Source organism: Nonomuraea sp. NPDC050310 (assembly GCF_040655795.1).
In the GTDB taxonomy this organism is placed as follows: Bacteria; Actinomycetota; Actinomycetes; order Streptosporangiales; family Streptosporangiaceae; genus Nonomuraea.
This window is the reverse complement of sequence record NZ_JBFAKP010000016.1, coordinates 33683-54984: the sequence shown is the minus strand read 5'-3', so window position 1 is coordinate 54984 and position 21302 is coordinate 33683. Positions and strand designations below refer to the sequence as shown.

13 protein-coding genes are annotated in these 21302 nt (G+C 72.6%); 5 read left to right on the top strand and 8 right to left on the bottom strand.

All coding sequences use genetic code 11. The features are described 5' to 3' along the window. Positions 1-104 precede the first annotated feature (104 nt). From AB0I67_RS29980 to AB0I67_RS29970, 3 genes are read left to right on the top strand one after another with little or no spacing between them, the layout of a single operon-like run. Entirely contained in the window at positions 105-1235 is a 1131-nt protein-coding gene (locus tag AB0I67_RS29980) for an exonuclease SbcCD subunit D (protein WP_357930048.1), read from the top strand. Then, positions 1232-4441, top strand: coding sequence for an SMC family ATPase (locus AB0I67_RS29975; protein ID WP_357930045.1), 3210 nt, complete (start codon positions 1232-1234; stop codon positions 4439-4441). The genes AB0I67_RS29980 and AB0I67_RS29975 overlap by 4 nt, the downstream gene beginning before the upstream one ends. Then, positions 4438-5382: a hypothetical protein gene (locus AB0I67_RS29970; protein WP_357930042.1), complete on the top strand. Its 945-nt coding sequence runs from the start codon at positions 4438-4440 to the stop codon at positions 5380-5382. The genes AB0I67_RS29975 and AB0I67_RS29970 overlap by 4 nt, the downstream gene beginning before the upstream one ends. On the opposite strand, the gene AB0I67_RS29965 is transcribed toward AB0I67_RS29970, so the two are convergent. The 5 genes from AB0I67_RS29965 to AB0I67_RS29945 form a co-directional block, all read right to left on the bottom strand. Next, entirely contained in the window at positions 5333-6415 is a 1083-nt protein-coding gene (locus AB0I67_RS29965) for a methyltransferase (RefSeq protein WP_357930040.1), read from the bottom strand. The genes AB0I67_RS29970 and AB0I67_RS29965 overlap by 50 nt on opposite strands. A 77-nt stretch (positions 6416-6492) precedes the next feature. After that, positions 6493-7092, bottom strand: a complete 600-nt coding sequence (locus AB0I67_RS29960; RefSeq protein ID WP_357930037.1) for a hypothetical protein — start codon at positions 7090-7092, stop codon at positions 6493-6495. Next, positions 7089-9440 carry a SpoIIE family protein phosphatase gene (locus AB0I67_RS29955; protein WP_357930035.1) on the bottom strand — a complete coding sequence of 784 codons (2352 nt, stop codon included), beginning with the start codon at positions 9438-9440 and terminating at the stop codon, positions 7089-7091. Before AB0I67_RS29955 ends, AB0I67_RS29960 begins: the two co-directional genes overlap by 4 nt. A 46-nt stretch (positions 9441-9486) precedes the next feature. Next, on the bottom strand, positions 9487-13680 hold the full coding sequence (locus AB0I67_RS29950) for a HAMP domain-containing protein (RefSeq protein WP_357930033.1): 4194 nt from the start codon (positions 13678-13680) through the stop codon (positions 9487-9489). Between the two features lie 186 nt (positions 13681-13866). Further along, the gene (locus AB0I67_RS29945) at positions 13867-15840 is read right to left on the bottom strand and encodes a glycogen debranching N-terminal domain-containing protein (protein WP_357930030.1); all 1974 of its coding nucleotides are present in this window, start codon (positions 15838-15840) and stop codon (positions 13867-13869) included. Between the two features lie 54 nt (positions 15841-15894). Between AB0I67_RS29945 and AB0I67_RS29940 the strand changes: the two genes are divergently transcribed. Then, positions 15895-16932, top strand: a complete 1038-nt coding sequence (locus AB0I67_RS29940; protein ID WP_357930028.1) for a glycosyltransferase family 4 protein — start codon at positions 15895-15897, stop codon at positions 16930-16932. Here AB0I67_RS29940 and AB0I67_RS29935 read toward each other — a convergent pair. Next, positions 16929-19064, bottom strand: a complete 2136-nt coding sequence (locus tag AB0I67_RS29935; RefSeq protein WP_357930026.1) for a hypothetical protein — start codon at positions 19062-19064, stop codon at positions 16929-16931. The two genes, AB0I67_RS29940 and AB0I67_RS29935, sit on opposite strands and share 4 nt — an antisense overlap. Before the next feature lie 106 nt (positions 19065-19170). Here AB0I67_RS29935 and AB0I67_RS29930 point away from each other — a divergent pair, with 106 nt between their 5' ends. Continuing rightward, complete coding sequence (locus AB0I67_RS29930) at positions 19171-19539, top strand: ArsC/Spx/MgsR family protein (RefSeq protein ID WP_357930023.1); 369 nt, start codon at positions 19171-19173, stop codon at positions 19537-19539. A 4-nt stretch (positions 19540-19543) separates the two neighbouring features. On the opposite strand, the gene AB0I67_RS29925 is transcribed toward AB0I67_RS29930, so the two are convergent. Continuing rightward, positions 19544-20437 carry a carbohydrate ABC transporter permease gene (locus AB0I67_RS29925; RefSeq protein WP_357930020.1) on the bottom strand — a complete coding sequence of 298 codons (894 nt, stop codon included), beginning with the start codon at positions 20435-20437 and terminating at the stop codon, positions 19544-19546. Beyond that, positions 20434-21285, bottom strand: a complete 852-nt coding sequence (locus tag AB0I67_RS29920) for a sugar ABC transporter permease (RefSeq protein ID WP_357930017.1) — start codon at positions 21283-21285, stop codon at positions 20434-20436. The genes AB0I67_RS29925 and AB0I67_RS29920 overlap by 4 nt, the downstream gene beginning before the upstream one ends. Positions 21286-21302: the final 17 nt, after the last annotated feature.

Below are 21302 nucleotides of genomic sequence, written 5' to 3'. Positions count from 1 at the left end.
GATCCCGCCGCCCCAGGATCCCGCCGTTCTGGGAACCCTGCCTTTAGGGAACTCGGAAGGAATCCGGAGGAAGAGGACATCCCGCCCGTTCTGAGAGGTCTGTCGTGAAGATCCTGCACACCGCCGACTGGCACGTGGGCAAGGTGCTCAAGGGGCACTCCCGCGCCGACGAGCACCGCGCCGTGCTGCGCGAGCTGGTCGGCGCCGCCCGCGAGCACGACGTGGACGCCGTGATCGTGGCCGGCGACCTGTTCGACACCTCCGCGCCCACCCCCGAGGCGCAGTCGCTGGTGCTGCCCGCGCTGCTGGCGCTGCACGAGGACGGGCGCGACGTCGTGGTGCTGGCCGGCAACCACGACAACCCGCAGTTGTTCGAGGTCTACCGCCCGCTGCTCGGCAAGCTCGGCGTGCACGTCGTCGGCACCTTCCGGCGGACCGCGGTGGAGTTCACCGCCCGTTCCGGCGAGCCGGTACGGCTGGCCGCCCTGCCTTTCCTCTCGCACCGCTACGTCGTCCGGGCGGCCGAGGTGCTGGCCGGCACCGCCATCGAGCACAACCGCGACTACGCCGCCCGCATGGGCGAGCTGATCGCCGCCCTGACCTCGGGGTTCTCCGGCGAAACGGTCAATCTCGTCACCACCCACGGCACGTTGCCCGGCGGCCGGTTCGGCGGCGGCGAGCGGGAGGCGCAGTCGGTCTTCTCCTACTATTTCGAGCCCACCGCCTTCCCGGCTTCGACCCAGTACGCCGCCCTTGGCCACCTGCACCGCCGCCAGCAGATCCCCGGCCCCTGCCCGATCTGGTACCCCGGCTCGCCGCTGGCCGTCGACTTCGGTGAGGAGGCCAACCTGCCCGGCGCGCTCCTGGTCGACGTCGAACCGGGCCGGCCGGCCGTCGTCACCGAGCTCCTCGTCAGCCAGGCACGGCGGCTGCGCACCGTCAGCGGCAGCCTCGCCGAGCTGGAAGCGCTGGAGACGGGCGACGACTGGCTGCGGGTCGTGGTGGCCGAGCAGCCCCGGGTCGGCCTGGCCGACCAGGTGCGGGCGCTGCTGCCGTACGCGATCGACGTGAGCATCGACGAGCGCTTCCGGCCAGTGCGTGCCGTACGGCAGGCGGGTGCGGGCACGCGCGCGCCCGGCGAGCTGTTCCGCGACTACCTGACGGCCAGCAAACGCTACGACGAGCAGGTCGCCACCCTGTTCGACCGCCTGCACGACGAGGTGACGAGCGCATGAGGCCGCTGCAACTGACGCTGGAGAACTTCGGCAGCTTCCGCGAGCCGCTGACCGTCGACTTCACCGACGTCGAGTACTTCGCCCTGGTCGGCCCCACCGGCGCGGGCAAGAGCACGGTGATCGACGCCATCTGCTTCGCGCTCTACGGCACCGTGCCGCGCTGGGGCCGGGAGAACTCGGTCGCCTACGCGCTGGCGCCCTCGGCGGCGGCCGGCAAGGTGGGGCTGCTCTTCGAGAGCGGCGGAAAACGGTACGGCGTGGTCCGCGCGATGGCGCGTGACGCCAAGGGCATCGTGCGCACCCGCGAGGCGCGGCTGGAGGAGCTGTCCGGCGGGTGGGAGGAGGTCACCCGCTCGCTGGCCGAGGGGGAGAACGTCACCGCCGAGGTGCAGCGGCTGACCGGGCTGGAGTACAAGTTCTTCACCCAGTGCGTGGTGCTGCCGCAGGGCCGTTTCGCCGAGTTCCTGCACGCCAAGCCGAACGAGCGGCAGGACCTGCTGGTCCAGCTGCTCGACGCCGAGGTCTACAACGAGATCCGGCTGAAGGCCACCCGCGAGGAGGAGGTCGCCAAGCAGGCCGCCCTGCACGCGCGCGAGCAGCGGGCCGAGTTCACCGCCACCCCGCAGGCCGAGGCGGAGGCCGAGGCCGGGGTGCTCGCGTTGCGGACGGCGCAACGTGAGCTCGGGACCGAGCTCGACCTGTTGCGGGCGCGGGACGCCGAGCTGGAGCGGATCCGGCGGGAGTCGGCCGAGCTCGCCGGGCGGCTGGCCGGGCTGCGGGCGCTGACCATGCCGCCGGAGGTGCCGACGCTGGCCGCCTCGGCCAAGCAGGCCGCCGTCCAGGTGGCCGAGCTGGAGGAACGGGCCGCTGTGCTGGCCGTCGCCGAGCAGGAGGCGGAGGCGGCGCTGGCGGGGCTGGGGGAGGTGGCGGGGCTGCGCGCGGCGCTGGCGGCCTTCGACACGGTCGAACGGCTGGCGGCGGCCGCAGCTTCGGCGCGGGCCGACTCCGAGCGGTCGCTGGCCTCGGCTCGGGCTGCTGCGGCGCAGGCGGTCGAGGAGGCCCGGCGTTCCGTCGCGCAGGCCCGGACCGAGGCCGTCGAGCAGGCCCGGGCGGCGCTGGCCGCCGAGCGGGAGCAGGCGCGGCGGGTGGTGGCGGAGGCGCTGGAGGCTGGGCGGCGGTCGCTGGCCGAGGCGCGGGCCAGTGGGGAACGGTCGCTCGACCAGGCGCGGGCGGACGGGGAGAAGGCCCTGGTCGCGGCCCGCGAGGAGGGCGCGCGCTCGCTGGCCGAGGCTCGGCGGCGAGCCGCCGCGGCCTCCGTGGAGCTGGAGTCCCTGACCGCTGCCGCCGCCCGAGCGGAAGCCGCGCTGGCCGCCGCCGTGGCGGACCACGACCGGCTCCGTGACGCCCACGCCGCCGCCGGCCTGGCCGCCCGGCTGACCCTCGGCGCCCCCTGCCCGGTCTGCCTCCGCGAAGTCACCCACCTCCCTCCCACCCACCAGGCACCCCCGACCTCAGCCCCTCACCGCCACCCGGACGGCCCCGCCAACCTCCGCGACCGCCCCGGCCCGAACGAGCCCACCGACCACCTTGGCCAGGCCTCCCCGGGCGGGCCCGTTGACCAGGCCGCCGTCGAGGAGGAGACCGACCTCCGAGGGCTGGCCGACACGAGCGGGTCCCCTGATCTAGCGGATCACCGTGCGGCGGGTGGGCCTGACGAGGTGTTGCGGCGGGCCGAGCGAAGGGCCGACGCGGCCAAGGCGGAGGACGAGCGGGCCAGGAAGGTGCTGGGCAAGGCCGAGACGACCGCCGCCATGCTCGCCGACCGGGCCACCCGGCTGGCGGACGAGCTGGCCGAGCAGGCGGCCCGGGCCGAGCGCGAGCTGGCCGCCCTGCTCGACCGCCAGCGCACCGACCTGGCCGACCGCCTCGCCGCCCTGGAGAACGAGACCACCGCCCGCCGAACCGCCCTGGAACGCGACACCACGGCCCGCCTGACCCGCCGCGAACAGGAGATCACCCACCAACGAGCCCGCCGCGAACAGGAGCTCACCGACCAGCTCACCCGCAGGGAGCACGACCTGGCCGCCCAGACCGCCCGCCTGGAGGCCGAGCTGACCGCCCAGGTCGCCCGGCTCGACGCGGAGCTGGCCCAGCACCGCGCCACCCTCCCGGAAGGCGCCGACCGCGCCGAGCTGAGCGCCAGGCTGGCCGCCGCGACCGAGGCGGACCGGCGCGCGGTGGAGGCGAGGAAGGCCGCCCGCGCCTGCCGTACCGCCCTGGACGAAGCCCGGCGGACGGCGGCCGAGGTGTCCCGGCGGGCCGAGCAGGCGTGGGCGGCGCTCGGCGAGGCGCGCGACCGGCTGATGGTGCTGGGCCTGGACGAGGAGGCCGCGCCCCCGGTCGACCGCACCGACCTGCACGCGGCCTGGGGCGAACTGATCGCCTGGCGCAACCGGATCGGCACCGCCGCCCGGGCCAGGGCCGACGAGACCGAGCAGCGGCTGGCCGAACTGGCCGCTCAGCGGGCCGAACAGGCCGGGCGGATCAGCGCGCGGCTGGCCGAGCACGGGGTCGCCGCGGGTGACCGTCCGGACGAGTTCGCCGCCGCCGTGGCCACCGCGCTGGCCAGGGCGGAGAGCACGCTGGAGCGGGTCAGGGAGGACCTCGCCAGGATCGCCGAGCTCGAACGGGTGATCGCAGAGAAGGACCGCGAGGCCGAGGTGGCGCACGAGCTGGCGCTGCGGCTGCGGGCCAACGCCTTCGAGCGCTGGTTGTGCGCCGAGGCGCTGGCCGTGCTGGTGGCCACCGCCTCCGAGACACTGCGCGAGCTGTCGGACGGGCAGTACGAGCTGGAGCTGGGCGACCGCAGCGAGATCGAGGTGATCGACCACGCCGAGGCGGGGTTGCGGCGCAGCGCCCGCACCCTCAGCGGCGGGGAGACCTTCCAGGCGGCGCTCGCGCTCGCCCTGGCGCTGTCCGGTACGGTCGCCCGCGGGCTCGACTCGATCTTCCTGGACGAGGGGTTCGGCACGCTCGACCCGGCCACCCTCGACACCGTCGCGGCCACCCTCGAACGGCTGGCCGCCGGGCAGGAACGGATGGTCGGCGTGGTGACCCACGTCCAGGCCCTGGCCGACCGCGTGCCGGTGCGTTTCGCCGTCAGCCGCGACGCCACCGGCTCACACCTGCGGAGAGTGGACGCGTGACCGAGTTCTCCATCGACCCGTGGGACCCCGGCTACGCCGCCGCGCTCACCTCCGAGGCGCTGGCCGAGCGCGGGTCCACCAGCGCGGAGCTGGAGCTGGGCGTCGAGGCGGAGGCCGGCGACTGGGCCCCGGTCACGCCGAGCGGCAGCGCCCCCGCCGCCCTGCTGGTCGCCGACGGGGTGCGCCGGATCGACGCCCGGGTCTGGGTGCACGACACCCCGGTGCCGGTGCCGGGCATCGCCGCCTCGTTCGCCGCGGGCATCGTCCGCTGCGGCCCCGGCGGGGCCGAGCTGGCCGAGATCGAGGTCCGGCGAGCGCTGATCAGCGCCTCACCCGGCACGCCCGAGGTCAAGACCCGCTACGCCACCTTCCACCCGGCCCAGGCCACCGACTCCAGCCTGGAGGCGCTCACCCTGGCCCTGCAACGCCAGGTCACCCAGCTGGAGCTCGAACTCTCCGTACGGCACCGCCGCCAGAGCACCGACCTGCTGCTCGTCGACGGCCCGCTGCGGGGACGCGGCCACCTGGCCGGGACGGTGGGCTACATCAAGACCCACCACATCTCCTACCTGCCCGCACCCCAGTCCGCCGTCGTCGGCGCGCTCGCCCCCGGGCAGCGCACGCCGGTGTTCCTCATGGGCACCACCTGGCGCCGGCACGCCTGGTACATCCGCCTGCCGACCACCTCGTCCGCGCCGTGGTCGGGGATCGCGCGCTGCGAGGCGGGGGCCGACATGAGCTCGGAGGAGGTCGTACGGCTGGCCGACGCCGTCACCCTGGCGCTGCCGCCGCTGGCCGGCGTGCCGTACAAGGACCCGCGCGCCCCCCAGAACCTGGTGCCGATCGGCGGCCTGGAGAAGCTGCTGCGTCACCACCTGGGGGACCCGCAGCTCATGTACCGCGCACTGCGCTCGGCCGAGTCGGTTCAGGGATCAAGGTGAGGACGATCTGACCGAGCGGCGTGCGCCGGGTGGTGGCGAGCTCCAGGCCCGCTGAGGCGGCCAGGGTGGCGAACTCCTCGATGGTCCGCTCCCGGCCGCCGCCGATGACGAGCATGCGCAGGCACATCTCGGCGAAGGCGGCCGGGTCGCCGTCGGAGGTGCTCGGCGACTCGATCAACAGCACCCGCCCCGCCGCATCCGCCGCGCTTGCCGTACCCGCTGCCTCGGCGCAGCGGCGCAGGATGCGGGCGGCGTCGGCGTCCGGCCAGTCGTGGATCACCCGCCGCAGGACGTAGACGTCGGCTCCGGCCGGGAGCGGGTCGAAGAAGCTCTGGCCGGAGACCGTACAGCGGTCGCCGAGGCCGGCCAGGTGTTCACGTCCGCGGGCGGCTGTCTCGGGCAGGTCGACGAGGGTGCCCCGCAGGTGCGGGTGCGTCCGCAGGAGATGAGCCAGGAAGCCGCCGGTCCCGCCGCCCACGTCCACCACGTGCCGGACCGCCGTCCAGTCGAACGCGCCGGCCGCGTCGGCGACGTACTCGGCGCCGGTGGCCATCGCCGCGTCGAACGACGCACCCATGCCGGGGTTCTGCGCCAGATAGGTCCAGATCGGTGCGCCGAACACCGTCTCCCAGGCCGGTTCGCCGGTGCGGGTGGTGTGCAGCAGGCCGGTGAAGGCCAGGTCCATCCGGCCGCCGAACCCCTCCAGGTCGAGCCAGGCCCGCATGGCGGCGGGATGGTCGCTGACCAGCAGCTCGGCCGGCTCGTTCAGGGCGAACACCCCCGGCTCGGGCTCGGCGAACACGCCTCGGCCGGTCAGGTGGCGCAGCAGCCAGGTCAGCACCTCTGGGTCCGCGCCGGACTGGCGGGCCAGTTCGGCGGCGGGTAGTGGGCCGGCGCTCAGCAGGTCGGCGATCCCCAGCGTGGCCGCCACCCGCACGGCCATCGGGGTGACCAGGTCGGTCGCCGGGGCCAGGACCCGCCAGGCCGCCTCCCATGCCGACGGGCGTCCTCGCTCGTCCTCCGCGCCGGTCACCGCAGGGCCCCTTCCGTCGCGGATGTCTCACCTCATCTTCGACATCCCCTGGGCGAGGGGCAAGGGACGCCGCCCGGTCAGCGGTGGAACTCGACGGTCAGCCAGGGCCAGGCGGCGAACGCCGATTCGGGATCGGCGGGGACGACCAGCGGCATCCCGGGCAGGAAGCGCACGGTGGTGCCGGTGCCGCGCGGGCAGGGGAGCGGGGTGAGGCCGGTGACCGGCACACCGTGCTCGTAGCGCTGTTCCCAGGCGCCGTCCTCGCGCCGGTTGGTGTGCACGAGCCACGGGCTGAACGCCGCGACCACCGACATGCCACGGCGGGGATGCCCGTCGGGCAGGAGCTGCGCGCCGGGGTGGTCGAAGAAGCGCAGGTCCTTGGTGGCCATGACCGGCTTGCGCACCGGACGGCCGGCGTCGAACCGGGTGTCGGTGCCCCGCCCGTCGTCGGCCACCGAGACCGACCCGTCGGCGTGGAAGGCGACCGTGCACCGGCCGCCGCCGCGGCACTCGGCCTCGTCGGCCGCGTAGGCCACCACCTCCAGGACCAGGTGCCAGGCCCCGCCCGAGCAGGGACCGGAGCGGATGAGGGCGAGGTGGTCGCGGTCGACCTCGGCGGCCCAGTCGTGCGTGGTGTTCCGCCACGAACCACGGGGACCCCCGCCCGGGCCGGTCATACGAGTTGCACGCCGATGAGGCAGGTGTCGTCGTCGGTGTCGGAGATGCAGTGCGTGAGCAGGTAGTCCAGCCGCTGGTCCAGCCCCCCGGTCGCCCGCCGCGCCATCTCCAGCAACTGCCGCTGCGAATGCTGCAGGGTCCGGTCGCGCCGCTCGATGAGCCCGTCGGTGTAGATGAGCAGCGTGTCCCCCTCCTCGAGCTGGACCTGCCCCTCGGCGTACTCCGCGTCCCCGATGGCGCCCAGCAGCAGCCCGTCGATCGCCGGCAGCTCCAGCGACTGCGCCTCACGGACGAGGACCGGCGGGAGGTGCCCGGCGCGGGCCCAGCGCAGGATCCGGCTCTCGGGGTCGAACAGCGCGCAGACGGCGGTGGCGGTGACGCTCTCGGTCAGGTGGTGCGTGACCATGTTGAGCCACCCGAGCAACTGCCCGGGCCCGGCCCCGGTGGCCGCCAGGCCGCGCAGGGCGTTGCGCAGGGTCACCATCCCGGTGGCCGCCTCGATGCCGTGCCCGGCCACGTCGCCGACCGACAGGAGCACCTGCTTGGACGGCAGCACGACGGTGTCGTACCAGTCGCCGCCGACCAGGTGCTCGGCCTCGGCCGGCCGGTAGCGCACGGCGATGTTGAGCCCGAAGGCCTCCACCGGCCCGCGCGCCGGCGGCATGATCGCGTGCTGGAGCTGCAGGGCCAGCCGGTTGCGCTCCTGCGACTCCTCCTCGGTGACCGCGAGCTGGTCACGGGTGGCGGCCAGGGCGACCTCGGTCCAGTGCTGGCTGGAGATGTCCTGGTAGGCGCCGCGGATGGCGATCATCCGGCCCTCGGCGTCGAAGGCCGGCTCGGCCACCACGCGGATGTGCCGGACGATGCCGTCCTCGCGCTCCAGGCGGAACGCGGTCGCGGCGGGCATCCGCCGGTGCAGGATCGTGCGCAGGAACCGGTCGATGGCCTCGCCGTCGTCGGGGTGGGCGTGCTCGCGCAGCCGCTCCAGCGGGACCGGCTGTTCGGAGGGAGACAGGCCGTACAGGGCGTAGACGGGCTCGCTCCAGGTGATCCGGCCGATGGCCGGGATCTCCTCGAAGCCGCCGAGCCGGCCCAGCCGCTGGGCGTGCTGGAGCAGGCTGGCCAGCCGTACCGCCTCGTCCTGGACCCGCCAGATGAGCAGCACGCACTCGCCGTGCCGGGTGAGGCTGATGTCGGCGACGGTGGTCAGCGGCACCTGGTCGACCAGCTCGGTCAGGGGCATCGCGTCCGCGCTGAACGGCTCGCCGGTGGCGTGCACGTGGTCGATCTTCTCGAACAATCCGCTGTCGCCGGACGCCAGCGGGTAGGCCTCCAGCAGCAGCGAGCCGGTGACGCTGCCGCGCGGGCGGCCGGCCGGGTCGATGAAGCGCCGGTTGACGTGGTGGATGCGGAAGTCGGCCAGCGTGCCGTCCTCGGCCAGCTCAGGGCGCAGGACCAGCGCCGGGTCCGGCAGCGCGTCGGCCAGGTCCACCAGCTCGGTCATGCCGGGCGCCGGGGGGCCGGGCGGGTCGGGATCCTCCAGGGTGCGGGCGCAGAGCTCGGCCAGCGCCTCGACCTGCTTGCGTACGGCAGGCGGCTGCGGCTCCAGCGGGCCGGTCCAGCCGATCTCCAGGACGCCGAAGATGCGCCCGCCGGTGCCGGCGGGGACGACCACCCGGCCGCCGGAGCAGTCGCGGTAGCCGATCGAGGGCAGGCTCAGCTCGTTCAGCGACCGGAACCAGACCGACTGCCGCTCCACCAGCGCGCGGCGGGCGGGCGTGGAGACGCCGGGCGGCACGTACCGCCAGCGGCGCGCCTCCTCGGTGCTGATCCCGGCGACGCCGGCCAGGGTGAGCGAGGCGTCGGGCCCGGCCACCCACAACGCCACCAGCGAGGCGCCGAGCGGCGTGAGCGCGTGCTCCAGCAGTGACTCGGCGACCATCTGGCTGTCGCCGGCGTGCAGCATGCCGCTCTCGGCGGCGCGCAGCCGTACCCCCACCGAGGGATCGCTCGTGTCCCGGACGCCCGCCTGGGTCAGGAACTCGTGGATGGTGTCGCTCAGCCGGTCCTGGGAGGTCTGGTTGATGATCTCCGCGGCCAGTTCGAGCTGGCTCGTGCCGGCCTGCGCGGCCAGCGAGGCGAGCTGCTGCGCGGCCTGGGTGGGGCCGCAGCGCAGCCGTTCCACCAGGATGCCGCGCGCCAGCTCGATCAGCGCCCGGCCCTCGGCGGCGAGCTGGGCCTCCTGGATCTCCCGGCGCAGCCGTTCGATGGTCGCGGCGAGCCGGCCCACCGTTCCCGCTCTGGGGTCGGTGGAGCCGGCTTCGCGCGGGGTCGGGGCGACGGGCACTACTGCTCCTTGCGGTCGATCGCGGGCTGGCGGGGGAGGGGTCGGATCACCCCGCCATGTACCGCTCGATGAGGCCGAGCAGGTGGTCGGAGTCGACGGGCTTGGTGACGTACGCGCTCGCTCCGGAGGCCAGGCTCTTCTCCTGGTCGCCCGGCATCGCCTTGGCGGTGACCGCGATGATCGGCAGCTCGGCGTACTGCGGCATCGCGCGGATGGCCGAGGTGGCGGCGTAGCCGTCCATCTCCGGCATCATCACGTCCATCAGCACCAGGTCGATCTCCGGGTGCGCGACCAGCGTGTCGATGCCCTTGCGGCCGTTCTCCGCGTGCAGCACCTGCATGCCGTGGATCTCCAGGATGCTGGTCAGCGCGAACAGGTTGCGGGTGTCGTCGTCGACGACCAGCACCGTGCGCCCGGCCAGCGTGCCGTCCACCTTGCGCGCGGTGGGCTCGGCGACCCGCTGGTTGCGCACCAGCGGCACCACGTCGCCCGGCTGCTCGGCGGTCAGGTGCAGGGCGATGCGCTCGCGCAGCTCGTCGAGGCTGGCCAGCAGCTCCAGCGGCCGGGCGTCCTCGCCCCGGCCCTGCAGCTCGTGCTCCTCCTGCGGCGCCATCCGCCAGTTGCTGTAGGCCAGCACCGGCACCCGGTGCAGGGCCGCGTCGCCGTCCATGGCGTCCAGCAGGTCGAACCCGGCCCGCTCGGACATCGCCAGGTCGAGCACGATGCAGTGGCACGGCTGCGCGGCCAGGATCGCCGCCGCCTCCTGCGGCCCGGCCGCGGTGACCAGCTCCACGCCCGGCGCCAGATCGGCCAGCGCGCTCTCGGCGACCAGGGACAGCAGCCCGTGGGCGCGCTCCTCGATCACCAGCAGCCGCCGCTGCGTCACCTGCGGGTCGCCCGCCGACGCCGTCGCCGGCGCCGGCGTCTCGGTCTCCTCCTCGGCCGGTACGGCGGAGCCGCCCGCCGAGTCGATGGCCTGCTCGGCGAAGTCGGGCCGCGCGATCGGCAGGAACAACGTGAACGTGCTGCCCTGCCCGAACACGCTCTCGGCCGCGATCGCCCCGCCCAGCAGGTAGGCGATCTCCCGGCTGATCGACAACCCCAGCCCGGTCCCGCCGTACTTGCGGTTGGTGGTGCCGTCGGCCTGCTGGAAGGCCTCGAAGATGGCCTCCAGGTGCTGTTCGGCGATGCCGATCCCGGAGTCGATCACGCGCAGTGCGATGGCCGGCCCGTGCTGGCGCACCGACGGCGGCACCTCCGCCCCGGCGACCGGCTCGATGCGCAGTTCGACGCTGCCGGCCTCGGTGAACTTGACCGCGTTGGACAGCAGGTTGCGCAGCACCTGCCGCAGCCGCGAGTCGTCGGTGAGCAGCTCGGCGGGCACGCCCGGCGCGGTGGTGATGCGGAAGTCGAGGCTCTTCTGGGTGGTCATCGGGCGGAAGGTGGCCTCGACGTAGTCGAGCAGGCGGCGCAGCGGCACCCGCTCCGGCGCGAGGTTCATCTTGCCCGCCTCGACCTTGGACAGGTCGAGGATGTCGTTGATGAGCTGGAGCAGGTCGGAGCCGGCCGAGTGGATGATGCTGGCGTACTCGACCTGCTTGGGCGTCAGGTTGCGGGTGTGGTTCTGGGCCAGGAGCTGCGCCAGGATGAGCAGCGAGTTGAGCGGCGTGCGCAGCTCGTGGCTCATGTTGGCGAGGAACTCGCTCTTGTAGCGGGAGGCCAGCGCGAGCTGCTGGGCGCGGTCCTCCAGTTCCTGGCGGGCCTGCTCGATCTCGAGGTTCTTGGCCTCGATGTCGCGGTTCTGGGAGGCCAGCAGCGCCGCCTTCTCCTCCAGCTCGGCGTTGGAGCGCTGGAGCTCCTCCTGCTGGTTCTGGAGTTCCTCCGAGCGGGCCTGGAGCTCGGCGGCCAGGCGCTGGGACTCCTGCAGCAGCTCGTCGGTGCGGGCGTTGGCGACGATGGTGTTGAGATTGACCCCGATGGTCTCCATGACCTGGTCGAGGAAGGCACGGTGGACCGGCGTGAACGGGGTCACCGAGGCCAGCTCGATCACGCCGAGCACCTGCTCCTCCACGCCGATCGGCAACACGATCAGAGAGGACGGCTCGGTCTTGCCGAGCCCGGAGGAGACGGTGACGTAGCCCGGCGGCACCTGCTCCATGGCGATGGTGCGGCGGGCGTGCGCGGCCTGGCCGACCAGCGACTCGCCCATCTGGAAGCGGGTGCGCTGGGTGTCTGCGGGGTAGCCGTAGGCGCCGATCAGCTTGAGCTGGTTCTCCTCGGCGAGGAAGAAGGCGCCGAACTGCGCCGAGACCAGCGGGGCCAGCTCGTTGACGACGAGCTCGGCGACCACGTCGAGGTCGCGGTGACCCTGCATGAGGCCGGAGATGCGGGCCAGGTTGGACTTGAGCCAGTCCTGTTCCTGGTTGGCGCGGGTGGTCTCGCGCAGGGACTCCACCATCGAGTTGATGTTGTCCTTGAGCTCGGCGACCTCGCCGGAGGCGTCCACCGTGATGGAACGCGTCAGGTCGCCCGAGGTCACCGCGCTGGTCACCTCGGCGATGGCCCGCACCTGGCGGGTCAGGTTGCCGGCCAGCTCGTTGACGTTCTCGGTCAGCCGCTTCCAGGTGCCGGAGACGCCCTCGACCTCGGCCTGGCCGCCCAGCCTGCCCTCCGAGCCGACCTCGCGGGCCACTCGGGTGACCTCAGCGGCGAAGCTGGAGAGCTGGTCGACCATGGTGTTGATGGTGGTCTTGAGCTCCAGGATCTCGCCCCGGGCGTCGACGTCGATCTTGCGGGTCAGGTCGCCCTTGGCGACCGCGGTGGTGACCTGGGCGATGGAGCGCACCTGGTTGGTCAGGTTGTCGGCCATCGAGTTGACGTTGTCGGTGAGGTCCTTCCAGGTGCCGGCCACGTTGGGAACGCGCGCCTGGCCGCCGAGCTGGCCTTCGGTGCCGACCTCGCGGGCGACCCGGGTGACCTCGGAGGCGAAGCTGGAGAGCTGGTCGACCATGGTGTTCATGGTCTGGGCGAGCGCGGCGACCTCGCCCTTGGCCTCGACGTTGATCTTCTGTGACAGGTCGCCCTTGGCGACCGCGGTGGCCACCTGGGCGATGGAACGCACCTGGCCGGTCAGGTTGGAGGCCATGACGTTGACGTTGTCGGTCAGGTCCTTCCAGGTGCCCGAGACGCCGCGCACGGTGGCCTGGCCGCCGAGGTTGCCCTCGGTGCCGACCTCGCGGGCCACCCGGGTGACCTCGTCGGCGAAGGCGGAGAGCTGGTCGACCATCGTGTTGATGGTCTCCTTCAGCTCCAGGATCTCGCCGCGCGCGTCGACCCGGATCTTCTGCGTCAGGTCGCCCTTGGCGACCGCGGTGGTGACCTGGGCGATGGAGCGCACCTGGGCGGTGAGGTTGTCGGCCATGACGTTGACCGACTCGGTGAGCGCCTTCCACGTGCCGGACACGCCCTTGACGTCGGCCTGGCCGCCGAGCCGGCCGTCGGTGCCGACCTCGCGGGCGACCCGGGTGACCTCGTCGGCGAAGGCGGAGAGCTGGTCGACCATCGTGTTGATGGTCTCCTTCAGCTCCAGGATCTCGCCGCGCGCCGAGACGGTGATCTTCTGCGACAGGTCGCCCCGGGCCACCGCGGTGGCCACCTGGGAGATGTTGCGGACCTGGTCGGTCAGGTTGCCGGCCATGTAGTTGACCGAGTCGGTGAGGTCGCGCCAGGTGCCGGCCACGCCCTTCACGTCGGCCTGGCCGCCGAGCTGTCCCTCGGTGCCCACCTCGCGGGCCACCCGGGTGACCTCGTCGGCGAAGCTGGAGAGCTGGTCGACCATGGTGTTGACGGTGTTCTTGAGCTCCAGGATCTCGCCGCGCGCGTCCACGGTGATCTTCTGCGACAGGTCGCCCTTGGCGACCGCGGTGGTGACCTCGGCGATGGAGCGCACCTGGTCGGTCAGGTTGCCGGCCATCGCGTTGACCGATTCGGTGAGGTCCTTCCAGGTGCCGGAGACGCCGGGCACCTCCGCCTGGCCGCCCAGCCGGCCCTCGGTGCCGACCTCCCGGGCCACGCGGGTCACCTCGGAGGTGAACAGCGAGAGCTGGTCCACCATGCCGTTGAAGACCGTCGCGATCTCGCCCATCAGGCCGTCGGCGTCACCGGGCAGGCGGGTGCCGAAGTCGCCGTCGCGCACCGCCGTCAGGCCGGCCAGGAGCCGCCTCAGCTCCTGCTCGCCCATCTCACCGTTATCGCGGACCGCTCCAGCGGAGCGCGATCCGGAAGCCGTGTCGCTCATGCCACCGTTTGTTCCGTTCGGGGGACACGGCACGAGGCTTTGTCCCTGATTGGTTGACTCATGACAACGCCGTGAGGTTATCCGTGAGAGGTTATCTCACGATCTCGTCCGGCGCGGCGCTGCCCGGGGCTAGATCTGCCTGATCTCGGCCTTCTCGCCCACGTCCACGGCCATCCGGCGGCCGCCGACCGGCAGGCCGGAGATGCGCAGCGGACGGTACGGCTCGGGCAGCACGGGATCGAGCTCGGGCCCGTCCGCGCCGTCCGGTTCGAGGCGCAGCAGCGCGCGCAGAAGCTGGATCGGCGCCGCCGCCGCCCACGCCTGCGGCGAGCAGGACGTGGGGTAGGGCACGGGCACCGCGAACTCGGTCCGGTCGAAGCCGCAGAACAGCTCCGGCAGCCGGCCGTCGAAGAACTCGGCCGCCTCCAGCAGACCCGTGGCGAGCCGTACCGCCTCGTCGGCGAAGCCGTACCGCATGAGCCCGGCGACGATCAGCGCGTTGTCGTGCGGCCAGATCGAGCCGTTGTGGTAGCTCATCGGGTTGTAGGCGCCCATCGAGGAGGCCAGGGTCCGCACGCCGAAGCCGGTGAACATCTCCGGACCCAGCAGGTGGGCGGCGACCTGGGGCGCGTAGCGCGGGTCGGCGATGCCGGTCCACAGGCAGTGGCCCATGTTGGAGCCGAGCCCGTCGACCGGGCGGCCCGAGCCGTCGAGCGCCATGGCGTAGTACCCGCGGTCGGGCAGCCAGAAGTGCTTGTTGAACGCCTCGCGCAGCTCCTCGGCGCGGCGCTCCCACACCTCGGCCTCGCCGAAGGCGGCGCGGGCGCGGTAGGCGGCGTAGACGTAGCCCTGCACCTCGGCCAGCGCGATCGGGGGCCGGGCCAGGGTGCCGTCGGCGTGGTTCACCCCGTCGAAGGAGTCCTTCCAGCCCTGGTTGGCCAGTCCCTGGTCGGTGCGGCGGCGGTAGGACAGGAACGGGCGCGCGTGCGTGGTGATCCACTCCAGCGCCCGGTCGGCCGCCGGCAGCAGCTCGCGCACGGCCTCCTCCGGCGCTCCCCAGCGCCGCAGCTCGCCCAGGAGCATCACGAACAGCGGCGTGGCGTCCACGGAGCCGTAGTAGGCCCCGGCGTTGCCGCCCAGCGACAACACGCCGTGCCGCAGCTCGTGCAGGATCTTGCCCGGCTCCTCCTCGGTCAGCGGGTCGTCGCGCACGCCCTGCAACTCGGCCAGCCGGCGCAGCGTGCCCAGGGCCAGGCTCTGGTCGAAGGGCAGCGCCATCCACGAGGCCAGCAGCGAGTCGCGCCCGAACAACGTCATGAACCACGGCGCCCCGGCGGCGATCGCGCCGTCGCGCAGCAGCAGCGCCCCCAGGTCGTCGCGGGAGCGGCCCAGCGTGCGGGCCAGCGCGCGGCTGGGCGTGCTGATCACCGGGCTGTCGCGCTGCCAGTCGGCCCGGCGGCGGTACGGCTCGGCCTCCTCGACCGGCTGGTGCGCGGCGAACCAGGCGCCACGCTCCTCGCCCTCGATAATCGGGTTGACCTGCAGCACCACCGACCACTGGCCGCGCGGCGGCACGACCACCCGGAAGGTGATCAGCCCCGGCGCGGCCAGCGCGGGCCCGCCGGCGACCACCCGGCTGCCGCGGCCCCGGCTGGCCGCCGAGATCATCAGCCCGTCCGGGGTGATCGCCGACTCCACGTCGGCCACGTGGGTGACCGGGCCCGATCCCTTGACCTCGAACAGGTCGGCCATGTCCGAGCCGACGTGCAGGCCGACGATGCAGCCGGCCGGCTCCTCCGACAGGTTGCGCAACGTCAGGTCCTCGCGCAGCCCGCCGCCCACGTACCGGTCGCGCACGACCAGCAGCGTGCTCTCCGCCGCCCCCGGTCTGGGCCGGGCGCGGCCGACGAAGGTCGCGTGGTACGGCGCGGCGGCCACCACCTCCAGCGCCTCGACCGGCGCCTCGTCGACCCGCAGCTCCCAGCGTGAGATCAGCCGGGTGTCGGCGTGGTAGACGCCCTGGGCGTCTCCCGGCACGATGTCGCCGTTCCTGGTCGAGACCGCGAAGGAGTCGCCTTCCACCAATGTCACGAGTGTGGACACTTTCCAGGCTCCTTGGGGTAGTGGGCGGAAATGCAGTCACTACCCCCACTCCGTGTGGCGATACTCGCCCCGCCCTGGTTCGAACTTCCGCCCGACGGTTACGGCGGCATCGAGTCGATGGTCGCCGACCTGGCCGGAGCCCTGGTCGAGCGGGGCCACGAGGTCACTTTGATCGGCGCAGGCGCGTCCGAGACGACGGCCCGGTTCTTCCCCACCTACGCCGAGGCGCCCTCCGAGCGCATCGGCGAGCCGATGCCCGAGGTCCTGCACGCCGCGCAGGCCGCCCAGGAGCTGGCCAGGATCGACCCGGACATCGTGCACGACCACACGCTGGCGGGGCCGCTGACCGCCGACGGGCGCGGCTCGCCCACCCTGCTCACCGCGCACGGGCCCACCGAGGGCGAGCTGGGCGAGTACTACCGCCAGATGGGCGCCTCGGTGCACCTCGCGGCCATCTCCGATGCGCAGCGGGCCAAGATGCCCGACCTGAACTGGGCGGGGGTGATCTACAACGGCATCGACGTGCCGTCCTTCCCGCTGCGCGAGGACAAGGAGGACTGGGTGCTCTGGCTGGGCCGCTTCAGCCCCGAGAAGGGCGCCCGGCAGGCGGTCGAGGCGGCCCGCGCCTCCGGCCGGCGCATCGTGCTGGCCGGCAAGCTGTCGGAGGAGTTCGAGCGCGAGTACTTCGACTCCCAGGTCAAGCCGCTGCTCGGCCCGGACGCGGAGTACATCGGCGAGGCCGACGCCGAGGCCAAGCGGGATCTGCTGTCACGGGCGCGCTGCCTGGTCTTCCCGATCCAGTGGGACGAGCCCTTCGGCCTGGTCATGGTCGAGGCGATGGCCTGCGGCACGCCCGTGGTGACGCTGCGCCGGGGCGCGGCCCCCGAGGTCGTGCAGGACGGCGTCACCGGGTTCGTGCTCGACTCGGTGGCCGGCTTCCCCGAGGCGGTCGAGGCCGCCGGCCGGCTGGATCCGGCCGGCTGCCGCGCGCACGTGGAGCGCAAGTTCTCGGTGCCGGTCATGGCCGAGGGCTACGAACGCCTCTACCGCAAGCTGGTGGCTCCCCGCGAAGGGGAGCCACCGGGCTTCTAGAGGAGCGGTTTGCCACCGGGCTGGACCACGCCGTTCACGGTCAGCGTGTACGGCTGGTAGTCACGCACCAGCTCGGTGGCGTCGTCGTAGCTGACGATCGCGATCACCTTGGGGAACACCAGGGCGGGCAGCAGTTCGACCGCGCCCAGGCGCAGCGGGTTGCGGTTGCGGAACTCGTGCACGGCGGCGATGTGGTTGCGCTCGTCGAGGCCGACCAGGCGCAGGTTCCACTTGATGTCGACCGGCTTGATCTCCGTCTTCGACTTGAACGGCGCGAGCGAGGAGCCGTCGCTGATCACGGTGCCGTTGACGGTCAGGTCGTCGACCTTCAGGCCGCCCTCGTTGACCCCGCCGTCGCTGACGTACTGCACGCCCAGCAGGACGCTCTTGCCCGCGTAGGCGCTCAGGTCGAAGGTGTGCGGCTCGAAGCCGTTCGTGGCGCCGTTGAGCGAGGGCCCGAGCGGTCCGGCGACGGTCTTGTCCCCGGCCACGGCGGTGTAGGTCGCGCCGCCGTCGGTCGAGACGATCACGTAGCCGTAGTCGTAGCCCGCCTCGGCTCCGTACTTGGCCAGCAGGCTGAGCGTCACGGTGCCCGAGGGGAGCGTCACCTGGGTGATCGCCGCCTCGTTGATGTCGTTGCCGTCGCCCGACCACAGCACGGGGTTGCCCGCGCGGTCGGGGTCGTCGGAGACGACGGTCCAGGCCAGCGGGCTGACCGGCACCGTCTTGGCGCCCTCGAAGCGCAGCGAGCGCAGGTCACGGCCGCGCAGCAGCGTGCCGTCGGCCTTCTGCAGCGGCACGAAGTCGGCCCCGTTCGGCGCCGCGCCGGGGGTGCGGTTGACGAAGGGGTTGGCCAGGTTGAGCGACATGCGCAGGCTCGGCGAGGCGATCCGGCTCTTGGGCAGGCCCACCAGCACCGAACGGCGTGACTCCAGCAGCTTGTCCAGCAGAGCCGAGGTCTGGAAGTCGTGGATCACCTTGTACGGGTCGCCGCCGATCAGCTCGCCCAGGCCGGCGATGCCGGTGACGCGGCTGGTGTGCAGCGTCTTCATGAACGGCTTGCCGTACCGGTCCTCCAGGAAGTGCATGAAGGCGTAGGCGATGCCGTAGTCGGCGAAGACCGCCGCCGGATGGGTGGTCTCGTCCCACAGGTTCAGCGAGTTCTCCGGCCCGCCGCACTCGAAGGGCCGTTCGGCCGCGGTCGTCCAGCCCAGGAAGCACTGGATGTGGCCGTCCCAGCCGCGCTCGGTGATCTCCTTGCGCGGGTCGACGTACCCGGTCAGCGTCATCGCCCAGTCCGACAGGCCCTCGTTGATCCAGCCGGCCTCACCGGGGTCGGCGTAGTTCAGCAGCAGGTGCTGCCACTCGTGGGCGAAGGTGCTCTCGTACTGGTACGGCTCGGCGGTCCGGCTGGTGCACGGGTCGGCGGTCGGCTCGTCGGGCGGGTTGGGCCCGGTCCGGTGCTTCCAGTCCCACGCGTCGATGGTCATGACGTTGCGGTCGGTGTAGTCGTTGAAGACGCCGTAGTGGAAGCCGGCGATGTAGCCGGGCGCGTCGATGTCGTAGAAGTCGTCGTCGCGCACGTTGTCGACCAGCGTGACGGTCTTGTCGCCCGCGCCGGAGTAGTCGAGCGGGATCAGCGAGCCGCTGCCGTCACGGTCGGGCGGCGTGCTGAACTGCGCGACCTCCTTGGGGTAGATGTTGCCGTCGAACTCCTGGACCAGGCTGGCCACCTGGGCGTCGGTGACGGTCGTGTCGCCGGCCACCGCACGGCGGCAGTCGCCCTCGGGGTAGGCGGTGTCGTTGGCGACCCAGACCTCGATCTTCGCCCCGACCGCGCGCAGGGTGAACGGCTTGAGGTACTCGCCGTTGATGGTGTCGAGGGCGGGCCACTGGCGGACCGTTCCCACCGGCGGCGTCTGGCCGGGGGCCGCGGCGCGCTTCTGCGGGGGCGTGTCGGGGACGCCCTTGAGCTTGGGCAGCTTCATCTCGTCCGGGTGGATCCGGATCACGGACTTGCCGGAGCCGTGGTCCTGGGGGTCTGCGCTCGCCGCGGTGGCGGGTGGCGCCGCCGCGACGGAGGTGAGCAGCAGGGCCAGCGCGAAAAGGGGTGCTAATCGGGCACGTGACATGCTTTGGGAATATCCCAGTGCGAACCGCTAGTCAATCTTGGCCGCCACCAGGACGTTCCCGCGACTCCCGCGGTCAAGCGCAGGCGGGCTGGTGGATGATGGCGGTGTGGAAATCTGGATCAACCCCGAGTGCTCCAAGTGCCGTTCCGCGCTCGACCTGCTGGAGGAGGCCGGGGCCGGTTACACCGTCCGGCACTACCTCCAGGACCCGCCCACGGCCGAGGAGGTGCGGGAGGTGCTGAAGCGGCTGGGGCTGGAGCCGTGGGACATCACGCGGCTCGGTGAGCCCGTCGCCGGCGAGCTCGGGCTGGCGGGCTGGGCGCGGGGGCCGGAGGAGCGGGAGCGGTGGGTGGCGGCGCTGGCCGCGCACCCGGTGCTGATCCAGCGGCCGATCATCACGCTGGACGAGGACACCGCGGTGGTCGCCCGGACGCCGGAGGCGGTCGAGGCCGCGGTGCGGGCGACGGCGTCCTGACCGCTCAGCCCTTGGTGGCGCCGAGGGTGAGGCCGGCCACGAACTGCTTGTGCAGGAGCTGGAAGACGATCAGCGTCGGCAGCGCGACCAGGATCGACCCGGCGGCGAGCAGGTTGTGGTCGGTGAAGAACTGGCCGCGCAGGTTGTTCAGGGCGCTGGTCACCGGGAGCTTGTCGCCCGAGGACATCAGCACCAGCGCCCACAGGAAGTCGTTGTACATCCAGGTGAACTGCAACGTCGACAGCGCCGCCAGCACCGGCCGGCACAGCGGCAGGGTGAGCTGCCAGTAGCGCCGCCAGACCGAGGCGCCGTCCACCAGCGCCGCCTCGTTGATCTCCTCGGGGATGGTGGCCATGTAGTTGGCCATGACGAAGACGCAGAAGCCGAACTGGAAGCCGACGTGGATCAGGATGAGCCCGAGGTAGGAGTCGTAGAGCGAGTGCGAGTCCGACAGCCAGCCGGGCAGCTCGATCCAGGTGTACATGGTGTAGAGCGGCGTGATGAGCACCTGCGGCGGCAGCAGGTTCCCGGCGGTGAAGACGATCAGCAGCGTCCTGCGCCCGGGGACGCGCAGCCGGGCGATGACGAAGGCGGCGAAGGAGGCCAGCAGCAGGGTCAGCACCACGCCGGGGACGACCACGATGAGCGTGTTGAGGTAGTACTTGGGCAGCTCAGCCTGGGTCCAGGCCGCGGTGTAGTAGTCGAGGGTGAGGTTTTCCGGCAGCGAGAAGTAGCCCAGCCGCGCGGTCTCGTCGTAGGGCCGCAGCGAGGCGTAGACCGCCAGCGCCAGCGGCGCCAGCCAGCCCAGCGCGACCAGCACCAGGAACAGGTGCAGCAGCCCGCGCAGCGGGCGACGCCGCCGGGTCACGGGCCGGGTCGCGGGCCGGGTCGCGGTCATCGGGGATCCCGGAAGAGCTGGGCCAGGTAGGTCACGATGAAGCCGAGCGAGATGACCAGCAGCACGGTGGCGATCGCCGAGCCGAAGCCGATCCGGCTGGCCTCGCCCACGATGTTCTCCGTCACCAGCACCGACAGCAGCTCCAGCCCGTTGCGGCCCTTGTTGACGGCGTAGACGATGTCGAAGGCCCGCAGCGCCTCGATCACGGTGATCACCAGGACGATCACGTTGACCGGCCGCAGCGTCGGGAAGACGACGCGGAAGAAGGCCTGCGCCTCGTTCGCGCCGTCGATCGCGGCCGCCTCCTTGAGCGCCGGCTCGACCGCCTTGAGCCCGGCCAGGTAGATGATCATCACGTAGCCGACGTGCCGCCAGGCGGCGGCGACCATCACCACCCAGATGTTGAGCGACGGGTCGCCCAGCCAGTCGGTCGTCAGCCCGGTCACCGCGTTGAGCACGCCGTAGTCGGCGGAGTAGACGAGCTGGGCGATGAAGCCCACCACCGCCAGCGACAGCACGACCGGGGTGTAGAGCGCGCTCTGGTACAGGCGCGACAATCGCATCCGGCGGTCCAGCAGCACCGCGAACAGCAGGCCCAGCGGGGTGGCGACCAGGCCGAGGAAGCCCAGCCAGAGCAGGTTGTTGGTGACCGCCGACCAGAACGGCGGGTACTCGGCGGCCAGGTCGTGGTAGTTCTCGCCGCCGACCAGGCCGATCGCCGAGATGCCGTCCCAGTCGGTCGCCGACAGGCCCACCGAGGCCAGCGTGGGGATCCAGATGAGCAGCAGGTCGACCATGATCGCCAGCCCGAGCCCGCCGACGACCAGGGCCCGGTCGCGGCCGGTCACGAGCCGCCCCGCGGGCC

Bases quoted from the DNA above. Each gene is read 5' to 3' on its own strand.
- AB0I67_RS29935 (WP_357930026.1), bottom strand. From the start codon at position 19,064: ATGTCACGTGCCCGATTAGCACCCCTTTTCGCGCTGGCCCTGCTGCTC.
- AB0I67_RS29960 (WP_357930037.1), bottom strand. From the start codon at position 7,092: ATGACCGGCCCGGGCGGGGGTCCCCGTGGTTCGTGGCGGAACACCACG.
- AB0I67_RS29925 (WP_357930020.1), bottom strand. From the start codon at position 20,437: ATGACCGCGACCCGGCCCGCGACCCGGCCCGTGACCCGGCGGCGTCGC.
- AB0I67_RS29950 (WP_357930033.1), bottom strand. From the start codon at position 13,680: ATGGGCGAGCAGGAGCTGAGGCGGCTCCTGGCCGGCCTGACGGCGGTG.
- AB0I67_RS29975 (WP_357930045.1), top strand. From the start codon at position 1,232: ATGAGGCCGCTGCAACTGACGCTGGAGAACTTCGGCAGCTTCCGCGAG.